The organism is Pseudoxanthomonas sp. SE1, assembly GCF_029542205.1.
GTDB lineage: Bacteria > Pseudomonadota > Gammaproteobacteria > Xanthomonadales > Xanthomonadaceae > Pseudoxanthomonas_A.
On sequence record NZ_CP113783.1, the window covers coordinates 2,586,960 to 2,602,088 of the forward strand.

14 protein-coding genes are annotated in these 15,129 nt (G+C 67.4%); 11 read left to right on the top strand and 3 right to left on the bottom strand.

Annotated features, from left to right (window positions below):
* Positions 1–9: 9 nt before the first annotated feature.
* Positions 10–219 (bottom strand): cold-shock protein, encoded by a 210-nt coding sequence (locus tag OY559_RS12175; RefSeq protein WP_055944114.1) that lies wholly within the window; start codon positions 217–219, stop codon positions 10–12.
* 229 nt (positions 220–448) lie between these two features.
* Here OY559_RS12175 and OY559_RS12180 point away from each other — a divergent pair, with 229 nt between their 5' ends.
* The 4 genes from OY559_RS12180 (at position 449) to OY559_RS12195 (ending at position 3,766) form a co-directional block, all read left to right on the top strand.
* Positions 449–934 (top strand): DUF456 domain-containing protein, encoded by a 486-nt coding sequence (locus tag OY559_RS12180; RefSeq protein ID WP_277726511.1) that lies wholly within the window; start codon positions 449–451, stop codon positions 932–934.
* A 69-nt stretch (positions 935–1,003) separates the two neighbouring features.
* The gene (locus OY559_RS12185) at positions 1,004–2,191 is read left to right on the top strand and encodes a phospholipase A (protein WP_277726512.1); all 1,188 of its coding nucleotides are present in this window, start codon (positions 1,004–1,006) and stop codon (positions 2,189–2,191) included.
* Positions 2,191–2,610 carry an arsenate reductase (glutaredoxin) gene (gene arsC, locus OY559_RS12190; RefSeq protein ID WP_277726513.1) on the top strand — a complete coding sequence of 140 codons (420 nt, stop codon included), beginning with the start codon at positions 2,191–2,193 and terminating at the stop codon, positions 2,608–2,610. Before OY559_RS12185 ends, arsC begins: the two co-directional genes overlap by 1 nt.
* A gap of 46 nt (positions 2,611–2,656) precedes the next feature.
* Positions 2,657–3,766, top strand: a complete 1,110-nt coding sequence (locus OY559_RS12195; RefSeq protein WP_277726514.1) for a sterol desaturase family protein — start codon at positions 2,657–2,659, stop codon at positions 3,764–3,766.
* 176 nt (positions 3,767–3,942) lie between these two features.
* On the opposite strand, the gene OY559_RS12200 is transcribed toward OY559_RS12195, so the two are convergent.
* Both OY559_RS12200 and OY559_RS12205 read right to left on the bottom strand, forming a co-directional pair.
* Complete coding sequence (locus OY559_RS12200) at positions 3,943–4,578, bottom strand: glutathione S-transferase family protein (protein ID WP_277726515.1); 636 nt, start codon at positions 4,576–4,578, stop codon at positions 3,943–3,945.
* 150 nt (positions 4,579–4,728) lie between these two features.
* Entirely contained in the window at positions 4,729–6,246 is a 1,518-nt protein-coding gene (locus OY559_RS12205) for a fumarate hydratase (RefSeq protein WP_277726516.1), read from the bottom strand.
* A 114-nt stretch (positions 6,247–6,360) separates the two neighbouring features.
* On the opposite strand from OY559_RS12205, the gene OY559_RS12210 reads away from it, so the two are divergent.
* The 7 genes from OY559_RS12210 to OY559_RS12240 all read left to right on the top strand — a co-directional run bounded on the left by OY559_RS12210 (position 6,361) and on the right by OY559_RS12240 (position 14,998).
* The gene (locus OY559_RS12210; RefSeq protein WP_277726517.1) at positions 6,361–7,248 is read left to right on the top strand and encodes an RNA polymerase sigma-70 factor; all 888 of its coding nucleotides are present in this window, start codon (positions 6,361–6,363) and stop codon (positions 7,246–7,248) included.
* A 37-nt stretch (positions 7,249–7,285) separates the two neighbouring features.
* Positions 7,286–7,732, top strand: coding sequence for a carboxymuconolactone decarboxylase family protein (locus OY559_RS12215; protein WP_277726518.1), 447 nt, complete (start codon positions 7,286–7,288; stop codon positions 7,730–7,732).
* A gap of 34 nt (positions 7,733–7,766) precedes the next feature.
* On the top strand, positions 7,767–8,411 hold the full coding sequence (locus OY559_RS12220; RefSeq protein WP_277726519.1) for a trimeric intracellular cation channel family protein: 645 nt from the start codon (positions 7,767–7,769) through the stop codon (positions 8,409–8,411).
* 108 nt (positions 8,412–8,519) lie between these two features.
* A complete protein-coding gene (locus OY559_RS12225; RefSeq protein WP_277726520.1) occupies positions 8,520–9,605 on the top strand; it encodes a sensor histidine kinase in 1,086 nt (361 codons plus the stop codon).
* 4 nt (positions 9,606–9,609) lie between these two features.
* Positions 9,610–10,458 (top strand): LytR/AlgR family response regulator transcription factor, encoded by an 849-nt coding sequence (locus tag OY559_RS12230; RefSeq protein ID WP_277726521.1) that lies wholly within the window; start codon positions 9,610–9,612, stop codon positions 10,456–10,458.
* 321 nt (positions 10,459–10,779) lie between these two features.
* Positions 10,780–13,875 (top strand): efflux RND transporter permease subunit, encoded by a 3,096-nt coding sequence (locus tag OY559_RS12235; protein ID WP_277726522.1) that lies wholly within the window; start codon positions 10,780–10,782, stop codon positions 13,873–13,875.
* Positions 13,876–13,900: 25 nt separating this feature from the next.
* Complete coding sequence (locus OY559_RS12240; protein WP_277726523.1) at positions 13,901–14,998, top strand: efflux RND transporter periplasmic adaptor subunit; 1,098 nt, start codon at positions 13,901–13,903, stop codon at positions 14,996–14,998.
* Positions 14,999–15,129: the final 131 nt, after the last annotated feature.

The following is a 15,129-nucleotide window of genomic DNA, read 5'->3' on the forward strand; positions in this document are numbered from 1 at the left end:
GCGGTCAGGTCAGACGGGCTGCACGGCGTCCGCCTGCAGGCCCTTCTGGCCCTGCACGACGGTGAAGCTGACCTTCTGTCCTTCCTTCAGGCTCTTGAAGCCCTGGGTCTGGATGGCGCGGAAGTGCACGAACACGTCTTCGCCATTCTCACGGCTGATGAAGCCGAAGCCCTTGGCATCGTTGAACCATTTCACGGTTCCGGTTTCACGATCAGACATCTACTTGCTCCTTGAAACGGGTGGTGGATACGCCTGCTGGGCGGCTGGTTGCAAGGAGGAAGCGAGGTACAAGGATGCAGCGGATCATGGATCTACCCCATCAGGCCACGATTCACGGTGACCTTGGCAACGGCAGCGGCCGCACAGTAACCCGGCATTTGGCAAAATGCAAACGCTTGAACGAGAAAGTCAACCCCCTGCCAACCCCTTGATTCACTAGGAGAATTGTTTGGATATCCAGATGCTTTACTACGCCCTGGCCGTGGTACTGATCCTGGTCGGCATCGCAGGGGTGATCCTGCCTGCCCTGCCCGGCCTGCCGCTGGTCTTCGGCGGCATGCTGCTGGCGGCCTGGGCGGGTGGCTTCCAGCAGATCGGCTGGGTCACGCTGGTCGTACTGGGCCTGCTGACCGCGCTGTCCTTCGCTGTCGATGTCTTCTCCACCGCGATCGGTGCGCAGCGGGTCGGCGCGAGCCGCAAGGCATTGCTGGGGACCGTGCTGGGCACGTTCGCCGGCCTGTTCTTCATGCCCATCGGCCTGCTGGCAGGCCCCTTCATCGGCGCGCTGCTGGGCGAACTGTGGCATGGCCGGGAATTCCGACAGGCCACCAAGGTGGGCCTGGGCACCTGGCTTGGCATCCTGTTGGGCGTGGTGCTCAAGCTGGGCCTGGCATTCGCGATGCTGGGGCTTTTCGTGTTCGCCTGGATCTTCTGAAGTCGGTATCGCACGCGCTATCCACGCCGGCTGGCAGAATGTCGCCGCCCCCACCCTTCGAGCCCCTGCATGACGCACACCACCCGGCTTCTGCCTCTGGTAATCGGAGTTGCCTTCGCGCTCAGCGCCCAGGCCCAGGACAACGCCTCAGGCGGAACGTCCGCCGAGGCTTGTTTCTCGCTAGAGAACGACGCCGCACGCCTGGCCTGCTATGACGCCGCGCTCGGACGCACGGCGGCCGACACCCGGCAGGCCGACGAACAGGCGCTGGCCGCCAGGGACGCCGAAATCCAGGCGCGCGCGCAGGCCCGCGCCGAAGCCAAGGCGGCCGCCGACATGGAGAGCGGCCAGGATGTGCCCCTGAGCCAGCGCACGCGCCGCCGCCTGGGCGCATGGTTCCGTACGGACGATCCAGCCGACGCCGACCTGATCGCCAATGCCGGACGCGGCTCACTGCTCGACAGCCGTTGGGAACTGGCCAAAGACTCCAAGCTCGGCGTGTTCCAGTTGCGCGCCTACAAGCCCATGTACCTGCTGCCCGCATTCTGGACCAGCCAGGTCAACGAAACGCCGTCTTCACCCAACCCGGACAACACCGTCACCGAGCCGCAGGACCTGCAGGACATCGAGGCGAAATTCCAGCTGAGCTTCAAGACCAAGTTCGCGGAGAACCTGTTCGGCGACAACGGCGACGTCTGGGGCGCCTACACCCAGAGCTCGCGCTGGCAGGTCTACAACGGCGACGAGTCGCGCCCGTTCCGGGAGACGAACTACGAGCCGGAAGTGATGCTGGTGTTCCGCAACAACTACAGCATCGCCGGCTGGAAGGGCCGCATGGCCGGCATCGCGCTCAACCACCAGTCCAATGGGCGCAGCGATCCGCTGTCGCGCAGCTGGAACCGCGTCATCGCCACCATCGGCCTGGACCGCGACAACTGGGCACTGGTGCTGCGTCCCTGGTACCGCGTGCCGGACGGCAACGACGACGACAACCCCGACATCGAGGACTACATCGGCCGCGGCGATGCGATGCTCACCTACGCGCGCAACGGCCATGTGTTCACGGTGCTGGGCCGGCATTCGCTGCGCGGAGGCGACGATTCGCATGGCGCCGTGCAGGTCGACTACGGGTTTCCGATCAACCGGAGCTTCCGCGCGCACGTGCAGCTGTTCCACGGCTATGGCGAAAGCCTGATCGACTACAACCACAAGGCCACCTATATCGGCCTGGGCATCTCGCTGCTGGACTGGTACTGATGGACGACGTGACGATCTACCACAACCCGGCCTGCGGTACGTCGCGCAACACGTTGGGAATGATCCGCAACGCCGGCATCGAGCCGCAGGTCATCGAGTACCTGAAGACGCCGCCGGACCGCGCCACCCTGCTGTCGCTGATCGCGGCGATGCAGGTGCCGGTTCGCGAGGTGGTGCGCGCCAAGGAGGCCCTGTACTCGGACCTCGGCCTGGCCGATGCGGACGACGACGCGCTGGTCGATGCGATGCTGGTCCACCCGGTGCTCATCAACCGGCCGATCGTGGTGACGCCGATGGGAACCGCACTCTGCCGGCCCTCGGAGCGCGTGCTGGACTTCCTGCCGCAACCGCAACAGGGCGCCTTCGCGAAGGAAGATGGAGAACGCGTGGTGGACGCGGCCGGAAATCGCATCGTCTGACGTAAAATCGGGCGCAGGAAGCCACTCGACCTGCCAAGGAAGCACCATGCCCCGCCCGCGCCGTTCGTTCTTCGCCTATGCCTCCGCCCTGCTCGGGCTGCTCAGCCTGATGGCGGTGCTCTGTTTCCACCATCCCGAACTGCTGACAAGCAAGGAGTTCCGCGCGGTCTACAACGAGCAGTTCGCGCGCCACCTGTTGCTGGTCGGCCTGGCAGCGGCGTTCGGCATGGGCACGTTGGCCATCCTGCGCGACCGCAACAAGCGCATCGCCCTGGTCGGCGTGGGCGGCGCCACGCTCGCCGTGCTGCTGGGCGGCACCAACGTGCAGTTCGATGCCATCGGCAAGACGCCCTACTCGCTGGGCCTGGACTGGTTCGTCATCTCGCTGTTCTTTTCGGCGCTGGTGTTCGTGCCGCTGGAGCACTATCTGGGCAAGCGCCGCATTTCGCCGTTGCGCCCCGGCTGGCGCACGGACGTGGGCTACTTTTTCATGAGCCATGTGCTGGTGCAGTTCATCCTGATCCTGGTGACGGCATCCACCTCCACCATTGCCGGCCTGGCGGCCTTCCCGGCACTGAAGGACGCCATCCAGTCGCTGCCCGTATGGGCGCAGTTCCTGATCGCGGTGTTCGTGGCCGACCTGGCCCAGGCGCTGCTGCACCGTGCGTACCACAACATTCCGTGGCTCTGGCGCTTCCACGCCGTCCACCACTCGAGTCGCGAAATGGATTGGCTGGCCGGTTCGCGCATCCATTTTGTCGAGATCGTGCTGACCCGCAGCGCGGTGCTGCTGCCGCTGCTGATCCTCGGCTTCTCGGCACCGGCGGTGAACGCGTACGTGATCCTGGTCGGCCTGCAGGCCGTGCTGGCGCATGCCAACCTGGGCATCCGCTTCGGCGTGCTGGAGTACCTGCTGGTGCTGCCGCGTTACCACCACTGGCACCATGCGCGGCACAAGGACTATCTGGACGTGAACTACGCCATCCATCTGCCGCTGGTGGACATGCTGATGGGCACGTTCAAGCTGCCGCCGAAACAGGAAGACTGGCCCGAGGAGTATGGCGTGATGAAGCTGGAGACCGTGCCACGCGGCATCCTGCGCCAGCATCTGATGCCGTTCCAGGGCGGACGGAAGTTCGACGAGTACGTGGACTGAGCGCCCGCTGTTGCCTGTTGTAGGAGCGACGTAAGTCGCGACCGCACGTCAAGACAAACGTGATCGCTGCTCCAGGCGACGCATGCTCAGGCGAAGCGCACACATGGCCCCGGGTTCAGGCCACTCAGGAGCCGCGGTCGCGACTTACGTCGCTCCTACAGTGGATTGCGCGACCGTCACGTCCAGTCCGTCAGCCCTTCCCGCGCATAGACTTCCCTGAAGCTCGGCAGCGCCTTCATGCGCTGTGCGTAGGCATGCAACACCGGCCAGCTGTCGGTCGGCCTGGGCATGTTGCGCGACCAGCGCATCAGCATGGTCAGCAGGAAGTCGGCCGCGCTGCGCTGCGCCCCCAGCAGGTAGGGGCCGTGCGCCTCCAGATGATCGGCGACCTGTCCCCAGGCCTTCTCCAGCTTCGCGCGCGCGTGCTGCTGCGTGGCCTCGATGTTGGCCTCGCCGGCGATCTCGTCCGAATAGAACCATGCACGGTACGCCGGCATCAGCGTGTTGGCGCAGAACAGCATCCAGCGGTAGTACTGCGCGCGCTGCGTGGTCGCCACGGCCGGCGCCAGTTCCGCGCGGGGATGCGTATCGGCCAGGTGCATCAGGATGGCCGCGGTCTCGGTGATCACCTGTCCATCCATCACCAGCGTGGGCACCACGCCGGCGGGATTGAGCTTGAGGTAGTCGTCGGATTTCTGGTCGCGCTTGTCGAAGTCCAGCTCGTGGAGTTCGTGCGGGATGCCGAGTTCGATCAGCAGCCAGTGCACGACCAGGCTGGCGGTGCTGCGGGAGTAGTACAACTTGGTGGACATGCAGTGGCTCCTGGAACTGAAAGCCCTTCTCCCCGCGGGAGAGGGGTTGGGGTGAGGGGCGACGAAGGTCAGGAGAGCTGCAAGCGCACCGGCTTCGTTCGCCCCTCATCCGCCTTCGGCACCTTCTCCCGCAGGGAGAAGGGACCAGCGTCAGGCCACGACCACCGGAATCTTCCCGATCCGCGCCTGCCATTCCTTCGGTCCGGTCTGATGCACCGAGGTGCCCTGCGAGTCGACGGCCACCGTCACCGGCATGTCCTGCACGTCGAACTCGTAGATCGCTTCCATGCCCAGGTCGGCGAAGCCAACGACCTTCGCCGCCTTGATTGCCTTCGACACGAGGTACGCCGCACCGCCGACCGCCATCAGGTAGGCCGACTGGTGCTTCCTGATCGCCTCGATTGCCGCGGGGCCGCGCTCGGCCTTGCCGACCATGCCCAGCAGGCCGGTCTGCGCCAGCACCTGCTCGGTGAACTTGTCCATGCGGGTGGCGGTGGTCGGGCCGGCCGGGCCGACGACTTCATCGCGCACCGGATCGACCGGGCCCACGTAGTAGATGAAGCGGCCCTTCAGATCGACCGGCAAGGCCTCGCCCTTATTGAGCATGTCGACCATGCGCTTGTGCGCGGCGTCGCGGCCGGTCAGCAGCTTGCCATTGAGCAGCAGCACCTCGCCCGGCTTCCAACTGGCCACGTCTTCGCGCGTCAGCGTGTCGAGATTGACGCGACGGCCTTTCGACGCGTCGTAGGTCAGCTCCGGCCAGTCCTCCAGCGAGGGCGGGTCCAGCATCACCGGGCCGCTGCCGTCGAGGGTGAAGTGCGCATGGCGGGTGGCGGCGCAGTTCGGGATCAGCGCCACCGGCAGGTTCGCCGCATGGGTCGGATAGTCCTTGACCTTGATGTCGAGCACGGTGGTCAGGCCGCCGAGCCCCTGCGCACCGATGCCGAGCGCGTTGACCTTTTCGTAGAGTTCCAGGCGCAGTTCTTCGGCGCGATTGGACGGGCCGCGCGCCTGCAGGTCGGTGATGTCGATCGGCTCCATCAGCGATTCCTTCGCCAGCAGCATCGCCTTCTCGGCGGTGCCGCCGATGCCGATGCCGAGCATGCCCGGCGGGCACCAGCCGGCGCCCATCGTCGGCACGGTCTTCAGCACCCAGTCGACGATGGAGTCGGACGGATTGAGCATCGCGAACTTCGACTTCGCCTCCGAACCGCCGCCCTTCGCAGCGACGATCACGTCGACGGTGTTGCCCGGCACCACCTTCACGTTGACCACGCCGGGCGTGTTGTCCTTGGTGTTGGTGCGCTTGCCGGCCGGGTCGGCCAGCACGCTGGCACGCAGCTTGTTGTCCGGGTGGTTGTAGGCGCGGCGCACGCCCTCATGCACCATGTCCTCCACGCCCATCGTCGCGTCGTCCCAGCGCACGTCCATGCCGATCTCGAGGAAAACGGTGACGATGCCGGTGTCCTGGCAGATCGGGCGGTGGCCTTCGGCGCACATCCGCGAATTGATCAGGATCTGGGCGATGGCGTCCTTCGCGGCCGGCGATTCCTCGCGCTCGTAGGCGGCGGCAAGGTTCCGGATGTAGTCGACGGGGTGGTAGTAGCTGATGTATTGCAGGCCATCGGCGATGGACTGGATGAGGTCTTCTTGCTTGATCGAGGTCATGGGAGCGGAATGCCGGAGCTGCCGGAGGGGTCGCGGGCGGAAGCGCCCATTTTAGGCCAAAGTGACACCCCACCCAGCTGTCACGCGCGGGCACCCTCGCCCGTCCCTGGTCGCATGAACGCCGAAATCACCTTCGAAACCCATCGCTCCCGCCTGTTCGGGCTGTCCTACCGCCTGCTGGGCAGCCGCAGCGACGCCGAGGATGTCGTCCAGGACACCTGGCTGCGCTGGCAGCAGGCCGACAGGACCGGCATCCGCGACCCGGAGGCCTGGCTGGTCACCGCCGCCACGCGACTGGGCATCGACCGCCTCCGCGCCGCACGCATGCAGCGCGAGCACTACACCGGGCCATGGCTTCCCGCCCCCTCGGAGATCGACGAGTCTCCGACCCCCGAGCATTCCGCCGAGGTCGCCGAGCAGGTCTCGCTGGCCTTCCTCGCCGTGCTGGAACGGCTGGGCCCGGAAGAGCGCGCGGCCTTCCTGCTGAAGGAGGCCTTCGACTACGACTACGCGCAGATCGCGCCGCTGCTGGGCCAGAGCGAAGCGAACTGCCGGCAGATGGTGCACCGCGCACGCGAGCGCGTGCAGGCGGGCCGGCCGCGCTTCGATGTCCCCAGCGAGAACCACCGCCGCCTGCTGGAGCGCTTCATGCAGGCCGCGCGGCGCGGCGACCAGTCCGCTATCACCGCCCTGCTGCGCGAGGACGCGCAACTGGTCTCCGACGGCGGCGGCAAGGCCGTGGCGGTCATCCGTCCGCTGCTGGGCGCGGTACGGATCGCGCGGCTGTTCTGGGCGGCGTATCGCCGACAGGATCCGACGATCACCTGGCGCATGGGGACCGTCAACGGCGAGCCCGCCATCCTGCGTTACCGCGACGGCACGCTGGCGGCGGTGATGGTGGCGGTGAGCGATGGTGAACGCATCAGCGAGCTGTTCACCGTCGCCAATCCGGACAAGTTGGGCACGGCTGTCACGGCGAAGGACGGTGGTGCGTCCTGGTAGTGAAGGCGGCCACGGTGGCCGCCACGGAAGCCCTGCCATGAGCCAGAAGTTCCATCGCGTCGACTATCCCAAGTACGTTCCCGAGGCCTTCCGCGGCCTTTACGCCACCAGCACGGCCGTCCACAACGGCGTACTGGGAAAGGAGTTCCTCGAACTCATTTTCCTGCGCGTCTCGCAGATCAACGGCTGCGCCTACTGCATGGACATGCACAGCAGCGCACTGGTCAAGGCCGGGGTGGAGTCGCGCAAGCTTCACACGCTGGCCGGCTGGCGAGACAGCCGCTTCTTCGATGCCCGCGAAGGCGCCGCGCTGGCGTGGGCGGAACAGCTGACCACCCTGCCCTCGGGCGCGCCCGCCGATGCGACCTATGAAGCGCTGAAGGAACACTTCGATGAGGCCGGCATCGCCGAGCTGACCATGGCGGTGGCCACGATCAACGCCTGGAATCGGCTGGGCGTGGGCATGCAGCCGATCCTGCCCTGATCGCGGGGACGCCCCAGGCGGCACAATGGGGGCCATGGAAACCCTGGTCCTCATTCTCGACCTGGTCGGCACGTTCGTGTTCGCGCTCAGCGGTGCCACGCTGGGCGTGCGTCGCCGGCTGGACATCTTCGGCGTGCTGGTGCTGTCGTTCATCGCCGCGACCGCGGGCGGCATCACCCGCGACCTGCTGATCGGCGCCACCCCGCCCGCAGCGCTCAGCGACTGGCGCTATCCGGTCACGTCGCTGGCCGCCGGCGCGGTGACGTTCTTCCGCGCATCGCTGATCGAGAAGCTGCACCATCCGGTGCGGCTGTTCGACGCCATGGGCCTGGCGCTGTTCGCCGTGGCGGGCACGCAGAAGGCCCTGGAGTACGGCATCTCGCCCCCGATGGCCGCGGCGATGGGCATGCTGACCGGCATCGGGGGCGGCATCGCCCGCGACCTGCTGCTGGCCCAGGTACCGCTGGTGTTGCGCGCCGAGCTTTATGCGGTCGCGGCGCTGGCTGGCGCGCTGGTCGTCGCCGTCGGCCACTGGCTGGACCTGCCCATGGTGCCCTGCGCCGTGGTGGGCGCGGCGCTCTGCTTCGGCCTGCGCATGATGGCGGTGACCTACGGCTGGCACCTGCCGGTGGCGTTGCAATCCGGCGGCGATGGCGAGCCGCCCGGTCCGCTGAAGTAGCGCAACGCCGGCGGCCTTGCGCCCAAGCGTGGCCCGGCACCGACGAACCGAGCGGAACGCCAAGCCCGGTGGCGTTAGCATGGCGCCACCTGCGTCCTGATCGACACCATGGCCATCGCCACCTCCCATCCGCTGGACTTGCCCCGCCAGCGCGTCTTCTGGCTGCTGCACCTGTCGGGCTGGGGCGCCTACTTCGCGCAGGGCTGCCTGTATGCCGTCGCCCACGGCAAGCCGTCCGGCTACTGGGTGGTGCCCGCGACCGCCGCGACCATGGGTGCACTGGTCACGCTGGGCCTGCGCTTCCTGCTGAGGACCTACTGGGGCCTTCCGCCCCGCCGGCTGCTGGCATTGATGATTCCACTGGTGCTGGCCAGCTCCGCGCTGATCGACTTCGTCACACGCGAAGTCCTGGTCGATTTCTGCGAGACCTGCAAGCCGACCACCCAACTGGAGTTCATCGCCTATTCGCTGGGCTACATCTACGTGGTGCTGGCGTGGGTCGGTGCCTACATGGGCATCAAGTACTACCAGCAGCTGCAGGGCGAAACCGAACGCACGCTGGCCGCGCGCAGCATGGCGCACCAGGCGCAACTGAAGATGCTGCGCTACCAGCTCAACCCGCATTTCCTGTTCAACACGCTCAATGCGATTTCGACGCTGATCCTGGACCGCGACAACGTCACCGCCAACCGCATGGTGCAGGGCCTGTCGTCGTTCCTCCGGCACTCACTGGACAACGACCCGATGCAGCGCGTCACGCTGCGCCAGGAACTCGATGCGCTGACCCTGTACCTGGACATCGAGAAGATCCGCTTCGCCGAGCGGTTGCGCATCGAGACCGACATCGACGAGGACTGCTGGCGTGCGCTGCTGCCCAGCCTGTTGCTGCAGCCACTGGTGGAGAACGCCATCAAGTACGCCGTGGCCCGGCAGGTGGCAGGCGGCCTGTTGCGCATCGAAGCCGAACGGGACGGTGCGCAGCTCGTGCTGCGCGTCATCGATGACGGCCCCGGCTGCGGGAGCCTGGAGGGAGATGAACTGCCGCCCGGCAAGGGCGTCGGCCTGCGCAATACGCGCGAGCGCCTGAGCGTGCTGTACGGCGGATCCAGTGGCTTCTGGGTACGCAACCTGGAGCGCGGCATAGAAGTCACCCTGCGACTGCCGTTCGAAACCTCGCAGACACTGGCGGACTGAGCCGATGGACAACGCCACGTCACCGCCCCGACCTGCACGACTGCGTGCACTCATCGTCGACGACGAACCGTTGGCGCGGCGCGGGCTGGAAATCCGCCTGGCCGCGCATGCCGACGTGGACATCGTCGGCCAGTACGGCGATGGCGCATCGGCCATCGCAGGCCTGCGTGAACACAGGCCGGACCTGATGTTCCTGGATGTGCAGATGCCGGGGATGGACGGTTTCCAGACGCTGCGCGCGATTCCCGCCAGCGAAATGCCGCTGGTGGTGTTCGTGACCGCCTACGACCACTACGCCATCCGCGCCTTCGAGGCCTCGGCCACCGATTACCTGCTCAAGCCCGTGGACGATTCACGGTTGGCGCAGGCCCTGTCGCGCGTGCGCCAGGCGCGCGCGCAGCGCGAGGCCAGCGGCCACTGCGCCACCCTGCTCGGCCTGCTGGGCGAACTGAGCGGCCGTCCACCCCTGCAGCTGGACGAGGCCCTCAAGCCCGATGCGCTGGACCTGCTGCGGCGCGAGGAAAAACTCGCGATCCGCGACGGTGGCCGTACCGTGCGCGTGGACCTGCACAACATCCGCTGGATCGATGCCGCGGGCGACTACATGTGCATCCACGTGGATGGGGAAGGCCACACCGGCACCACCCTGATCCTGCGCGCCACCATGCGCGAGCTCGAGAAGCAGCTGGATCCACAGCGCTTCCCGCGCATCCACCGCTCCACCATCGTCAATGCGCGCCGTGTTGTGGAGATGCGACCGCATACCAACGGGGAGAGCTTCCTGCGATTGGACTGCGGACAGGAACTGAAACTGTCGCGCAGCCATCGCGACAAGCTGGCGGTGTTGCTTTAGTACCGCCGGACTAGTGTGGGAGCGACGCAAGTCGCGACGGCACGCGCGGGAACAGGTGCTGCCAGCAATCTCTGCCAATTCAAGACCCGCGGCGCATGCGCTGTCGTGTTCACCGAATGCGTGGTCGGAAAGCGATCGCGACTTACGTCGCTCCCACGGCATTTCGCCTCAATGGCGTGTAACCATAATTCTCGACCTTCGGTTCATCGTGCCCGCTCCACCACTTGCCGCAATACGGCACGCGGCATGACTTCCGGGCCATAACCATCACTGAAGACGCGCGCATCGTGCGCTCCGCCGAGACCAGAGCGGACCTGCACGATGAAACTCACCGAAGCCTCCCTGCGCAATCCTGCTGCCGTCGCGGTGGTCGTGGCCATGGTCTGCGCCTTCGGCCTGATGAGCCTGATGAAGCTGCCCCTGCAGCTGTTCCCCGACATCGAGCGGCCGCAGATGTCGATCCAGACCGGCTGGCGCGCGGCCTCGCCGCAGGAGATGGAGTCGGAGATCGTCGAACCCATCGAAGCCGTGATGCAGGGCCTGCCCGGGCTGGAGGAAATCTCTTCCAACGTCAACGCGGGCAACAGTTTCATCAACCTCACCTTCGCCGTCGGCAGCGACATGGACACCATGCTGGTGGAAGTGCTGTCGCGCATGAACCGGTTGCAGCCGCTGCCGCGCGACGCGACACCGCCGGTCGTGCAGGCGGGCGCCGACAACGCCAACAACTCGCTCACGTACTTCTTCGTGCAGAAGCTGCCGGGCACGCCTGGCGAGATCCTCGACTACCGGCAGATGATCGAGGACCGCATCGTTCCCCGCATCTCGGCGGTGCAAGGGGTGGCCGGCGTCGAAATCAACGGTGGCGCGCAGGAAGAGCTGACCATCACCCTCAACCTGGAACGTGCCGCCGCGCTGGGCATCCAGATTCCCGACATCGCCGCCGTCGCGGCACGCGCCACCGATGTATCCGGCGGCGTGGTGGAAGCCGGGCGGCGCGAGTACGTGCTGCGTTTCGCCGGACGCTATTCGCCCGAGGCCCTGGGCGAGCTGATCCTGGCCTGGCGCGATGGCCGGCCGGTACGGCTTGGCGATGTCGCGCGCGTCGAAGTGAAGCGACCCGAGCAGCGCTTCTTCGCCTACCAGAACGGAAACCCTGCCATCGGGCTGCGCATCCTGCGCGAGAACGGCGCCAACGTGCTGGACACGCTGGATGAAGTGAAGCGCGTGGTGGCGGACGTCCGCGAGCAGGAACTGGAGCCGCTCGGTCTGGACATCGCCCAGAGCTTCGATGCCTCGGTATTCATCAACCGCGCCATCGGCCTGCTGTCGGGCAGCCTGCTCGCCGGCGTGCTGCTCGCAGTCGGCTGCCTGTGGTGGTTCCTGCGCGATGTGCGCGCGACGGCGCTGATCGCCTGTGCCATCCCCATTTCGCTGCTGGCCACCTTCATCGTGCTGCAACTCACCGGCCGCAGCCTCAACGTCATCTCGCTGGCCGGGCTTGCATTCGCGGTGGGCATGGTGATGGACGCTGCCGTGGTGGTGGCGGAAAACATCGTGCGCCTGCGCGAGGAAGGGATGCCGGCAGCGAAAGCCGCGCTGGAAGGCACGCGCCAGGTGGGGGGCGCGCTGATCGCGTCCACGCTGACGACGGTGGCGGTGTTCCTGCCGGTGATCTTCATGGATGACGTGGAGGGCCAGCTGTTCGCCGACCTCGCGCTGACCATCTCCATCGCAGTGGGCATCTCGCTGCTGATCGCCGTCACCGTGCTGCCCGCCGCCGCCGGTAGCTGGCTGCGGACACGCGCCGGCGACGCCACCCGGCACCGCGCCTGGTCGCGCGTCAGCGACTGGGCGCTGCGCGCCACCGAGGGCCGTCCGCGCCAGCTTGCGTGGGTCGCCGCGCTGGTGCTCGCGCCCGTGCTGCTGGCGACGCTGCTGATGCCGCAGATCGACTACCTGCCGCCGGTGAAGCGCGCCGCGGTGGATGCCTTCTTCAACTTCCCGCCCGGCATGAGCCCGGAACGCGTGAACCGCGAGATCGCCCCCGTCGTGCTCGAGCGCATGCGTCCTTACATGGACGGCGAGAAGGGGCCGCAGCTGAGCAACTGGTACCTCAACCTGTGGCCCGGTGGTGGCTCGCTCGGCGCACGCGTGGTCGATCCCGACGACATCGGCGAACTGGAACGCATCGTGCGCGACGAGATCGTCGTCGGCTTTCCGGATACGCGCGCCTTCGCCAGCGAAGGCGAACTGTTCGGCAGCTTCGGCGGGTCCGCACGCGCCATCGCCATCCACCTGCAGCACAGCGATGGCGACGCGCTGGCCCGCGCGGCGGAAGCAGGACGGAAACTGCTGTCGGAGCGCTTCGCCGGCGCCAACGTGCAGGCGTGGCCCAATGCCGATGCCGGCACGCCCGAGCTGCGGGTGAATCCGGACGACCGCCGCCTGGCGGAAGCCGGATGGCGGCGGCCCGAGCTGGGCACCGTCGTGCGCACGCTGGGCGACGGCCAGTGGCTGGGCGAGCATTTCGACGGCGACCGTCGGCTGGCCATCATCCTGCGCAGCGACCGCGCCGACGATGTCGAACGGCTGGGCGCGGCGCCATTGGCGACACCCCAGGGCGGCGTGTTGAGCCTGGCCGAACTCGCGCAGGTGGACACGGTGCTCGCACCCAACCAGTTGCGCCGCATAGACCGTCGCCGCACGGTGACGCTGACCGTCGATCCGCCCGCCGCGATGTCGCTGGAAGAAGCGCTGGACATCGTCAATGACGAGATCGTGCCTGCATTGCGCGATGGGCTGCCCCCCGACGCCGCCATCCGCATTTCGGGCAGTGCCGACCGGCTCGGCGAAGTGGTGCGCAGCATGGGCACGAACTTCGTGATCGCGCTGGCGGTGCTGTTCATGCTGATGGCGGCGATGTTCAAGTCATTGCGCGACAGCGCCTTCGTCATGGCCACCCTGCCGATGGCGGTGCTCGGGGGCGTGCTGGGCCTGCGCGTGCTGGACCTGACCGCCGGGCAGACGCTGGACCTGCTGTCGATGATCGGCTTCATCATGCTGCTGGGCATGGTGATCAACAACGCCATCCTGCTGGTGGCGCAGGCGCGCGAGGCCCAGGCGGGCGGCGCATCGCTGGACGAAGCGCTGAAACAGGCCCTGGACCAGCGCCTGCGACCGATCCTGATCGCGGCGCTGACCGGTGTGCTGGGCGCATTGCCGATGGCGATCAATCCCGGCCCCGGCGCGGTGATCTATCGCGGCCTCGCCGCTGTCTCGGTCGGCGGCGTGGCGTTGAGCCTGATGTTCACCGTGGTGCTGGTGCCGGCATTGCTGCGTCTGGCCGGTACGCGGGCATCGCAAGCCAAACCGCTCCACACCGCACCGTCCACGCTTCCCTCGCCCGCGATCTGACACCCATCCTCCCCCGGAGAACGACATGCGCACCCTGCACAAGACCCTGATCGCCGCCGCACTGGCAGGTGTCCTCGCCCTGCCCCTGCTGAAACTGGATGCCGACGCCAGCGCGCCCGAAACGCCGGACGCACCGCCAGCGATCGTCAGCGTCGCCCCGGCGGTGAACGCCGAGTTCGCACCGCGCCACTGGTCGCCCGGCAGCGTGATCAGCCGACAGGACGCACGTGTCGCCAGCGAACAGGGCGGGCGTGTCGTCGAAGTGGTCGAGGTAGGCGAACGCATACGCGCCGGCCAGGCGCTCGCGGTGCTGGACGACACGGCGCTGCGGCTGCGCGAGCAGGAAGGCCAGGCCGACCTCGCCCGCATCCAGGCCCAGCTCGATCTCGCGGCCCGGCAGGAGCAGCGCTACGCGCAACTGGCCGCACAACAGAACATCGCGCGCGCGCAGTACGAACAACTGCGGGCCGACCGCGACATGCTGGTGCAGGAGCGCGCACGCGCGCTGGCGCAATTGGCGCAGACGCGTCACCAGCGTGGGCAGATGGTGGTGCGCGCGCCCTTCACCGGCATCGTCGCCGAACGCCACACGCAGCTGGGCGAATACCTGACTACGGGCGCGTCCGTGGCACGCCTGGTGGACACCGCCTCGCAGGAAGTCCGTGTGCGCGCGCCGGTGGACCTGGCGCAGCATCTGGGCACAGGCACTCAGGTGCTCGTGCGCGCGGGCGACACCGAGCGCGCGTGGCCGGTGACCGCCCTGGTGCCGGTCGGCGACGAATCCTCGCGGCAGCTGGAACTGCGCATCGCCATCGACGCCACCCAGATGCCGGTCGGCAGTGCGGTGGATGTCGGCCTCCCCAGCGCGGGCACGCGCAACGTCGTCGCCGTACCGCGAGATGCGGTGATCCTGCGCCGCGAGGGCGACTTCGTGCTGCGCGTGGACAGCGCCGGCAAGGCCGAGCGCCTGCCCGTGGAAACCGGCGCGGAAGTCGATGGTCTGGTGGAAGTCACCGGCAACGTGCGTGCCGGCGACCGGCTGATCGTGCGTGGCGGCGAACGCGTCGAGCCCGGCCAGGCGGTCAGCATCCAGCCGGCATCGCTGGCCGTCGCGATGCGCTGAGCGCTCGGCATCGCCTTGCGAGGCGGCGCGGATCGCGGCTGGCGTTGTCCGTCACCTGGAGAGGTCCGATCGAACGGGGTCATACCGCTTCCCCGAGCAATCGGATATGGATGCACGGAAAACGTCCAGTC